The sequence below is a fragment of the Candidatus Methylomirabilota bacterium genome (assembly GCA_035260325.1).
GTDB lineage: Bacteria > Methylomirabilota > Methylomirabilia > Rokubacteriales > CSP1-6 > AR19.
In genome coordinates, this window is sequence record DATFVL010000216.1 from 1 (window position 1) to 2,526 (window position 2,526).

Here is a 2,526-nt window from a genome sequence, read left to right on the forward strand (position 1 = left end):
TGCCGGCACGGCGCGCCCGGCCTACCGCCGTATCGTCCTCAAGCTCTCGGGCGAGGCCCTCGCCGGGAGCCAGGGCTACGGCATCGATCCGCAGGTGGTGGAGCGGATCGCGGCGGAAGTGCGCGACGTCACCACGCTCGGCGTGCAGGTCGCCATCGTGATCGGCGGCGGCAACATCTTCCGCGGCGTCGCCGCGAGCGCCGGCGGCATGGACCGCGCGACGGCCGACTACATGGGTATGCTGGCGACGATCATCAACGCGCTCGCGCTTCAAGATTCGCTCGAGAAGGCCGGCGTGGCGACACGCGTGCTCTCCGCCATCGAGATGCGCGCGGTCGCCGAGCCCTACATCCGCCGGCGCGCGATCCGGCACCTGGAGAAGGGGCGCGTCGTGATCTTCGCGGCCGGCACCGGCAACCCCTTCTTCACGACCGACACGGCGGGGGCGCTCCGCGCGGTCGAGATCGGCGCCGACGCCATCATCAAGGCGACGAAGGTGGACGGCATCTACTCGGCCGATCCGAAGCGGGACGCGACGGCGCAGCACCTGCCCCGCGTGACGTACATCGAGGCGCTGAACCGGCGATTGCAAGTGATGGACACGACGGCCATCTCGCTCTGCATGGAGAACGCCCTGCCGATCGTCGTCTTCGATCTGACGCGCTCGGGGAACATCCGGCGCATCGTCCTCGGCGAGCCGGTGGGCTCGATCGTGTCCTCCGAGGGAGGCTGAGGGAGGAGGCTGATGCCGATGCAGACCCTTGTGAAGGACGTCGAGGCGAGGATGACCGCCGCGCTCGACACGCTCGGGCGCGAGTTCGCCGCGGTCCGCACGGGCCGCGCGTCGGCCGGGCTCCTGGACATGATCCGCGTGGACTACTACGGCACGCCGACGCCGGTGAACCAGATGGCGTCCATCTCGGTGCCGGACGCGCGGACGCTCGTGATCCAGCCCTGGGAGGGGGCGCAGCTCAAGGCGATCGAGAAGGCGATCATGGCCTCCGACCTGGGGCTCACGCCCCAGAACGACGGCAAGGTCATCCGTCTCAGCATGCCGTCGCCGACCGAGGAGCGGCGCAAGCAGCTCGCCAAGACCGTCCACAAGATCGCCGAGGACTCGCGGATCGTGATCCGGAACCTCCGGCGCGAGGCCAACGACAAGCTCAAGGCCATGGCGAAGGACAAGAAGGTATCGGAGGACGAGGAGCGCCGGGGGCACGACCAGGTCCAGAAGACCACCGACAAGTTCATCGCCAGGGTGGACGAGCTCCTGAAGAAGAAGGAGCAGGAAATTTTGTCGTTCTAGGGCGTGGGTGAGATGACCGTGCCATGGCGCTGAGACCCCTGAGACCGCTCCGGCAGGCCGACCTGGCGGCGCTCGGGAAGACCGAGCTCTTCGAGGTCGTGCGCGCGCAGCCGGTCCCCGAGCACGTCGCGATCATCATGGACGGGAACGGGCGCTGGGCCACGCGGCGCGGCCTCCCGCGCGTCGCGGGCCACCGTGGGGGCGTGAAGACGGCGCGCGCGATCGTGCGCGCGGCCGAGGCGCTCGGGCTCCGTTACCTGACGCTCTACGCGTTCTCGACGGAGAACTGGAGCCGCCCCGCGCAGGAGGTCTCGACGCTGATGAAGCTCCTCGAGCGCGCGATCCGCTCGGAGCTGCCCGACCTCATGGCGCGCAACCGGCGCTTCCGGGTCGTGGGCCGCGCGACCGGCGTGCCCCCGGCCGTCTGGGCGGGGCTCGAGCACGTCGCGCGGGAGACGCGGCAGAACACGGGGCTGACCATCCTCCTCGCGTTCAACTACGGCGGGCGCGACGAGCTGGTCGACGCGTTCCGCGCGCTGGCGCGTCAGGTCCAGGGCGGGGAGCTCGAGCCGGACGACGTCTCCGAGAAGCACATCCGCCAGGCGCTCTATACCGCCGAGGTCCCCGACCCGGACCTCCTGATCCGCACGAGCGGCGAGATGCGCGTGTCGAACTTCCTCCTGTGGCAGATCGCCTACACCGAGATCTGGGTCACCCCGACGCTCTGGCCGGACTTCGTCGCCACCGACCTCTACCGGGCCGTCGCCGAGTTCCAGCGGCGCACGCGCCGCTTCGGGGGCGTATGAAGCGGCTCACGCTCCTCGGCGCGACGGGATCGATCGGGCTCCGGACCCTCGAGATCGTGTCGAGCTTCCCGGAGGACTTCCAGGTGGCGGGACTCGCGGCGCGCGGCTCGAACGTGGAGCTGATCGCCGACCTCTGCCACAAGTACTCGCCGCGCGCGGTCGCGCTGCTCGACGCCGGCGCGGCGGACCGCCTCGCGCGGCTGCTCGCCCCGCCGCGGCCCGAGCTGCTCGCCGGCCCCGAGGGGCTCGTCGCGCTCACCCGCGACGTCCCCGCCGACGTCGTCGTGTCGGCGCTGGTCGGCGCCGCCGGGCTCCTGCCGACGATGGCGGGGATCCTCGCTGGACGCACCGTCGCCCTCGCGAACAAGGAGACGCTCGTGATGGCGGGGAGCCTGATGACCGCCGCCGCCCCCC

Annotated in this window: 4 protein-coding genes; all 4 read left to right on the plus strand. The window is 71.0% G+C overall.

All coding sequences use genetic code 11. The annotated features are described in order from the left end of the window. Positions 1–31 precede the first annotated feature (31 nt). Positions 32–733: a UMP kinase gene (pyrH, locus tag VKG64_13780; protein HKB26110.1), complete on the plus strand. Its 702-nt coding sequence runs from the start codon at positions 32–34 to the stop codon at positions 731–733. 18 nt (positions 734–751) lie between these two features. Continuing rightward, positions 752–1,306, plus strand: coding sequence for a ribosome recycling factor (gene frr, locus VKG64_13785; protein HKB26111.1), 555 nt, complete (start codon positions 752–754; stop codon positions 1,304–1,306). Positions 1,307–1,329: 23 nt separating this feature from the next. Next, positions 1,330–2,112 (plus strand): isoprenyl transferase, encoded by a 783-nt coding sequence (locus VKG64_13790; GenBank protein HKB26112.1) that lies wholly within the window; start codon positions 1,330–1,332, stop codon positions 2,110–2,112. After that, on the plus strand, positions 2,109–2,526 hold a 418-nt coding region (locus VKG64_13795), incomplete at its 3' end, for a 1-deoxy-D-xylulose-5-phosphate reductoisomerase (GenBank protein ID HKB26113.1). The genes VKG64_13790 and VKG64_13795, both read left to right, overlap by 4 nt.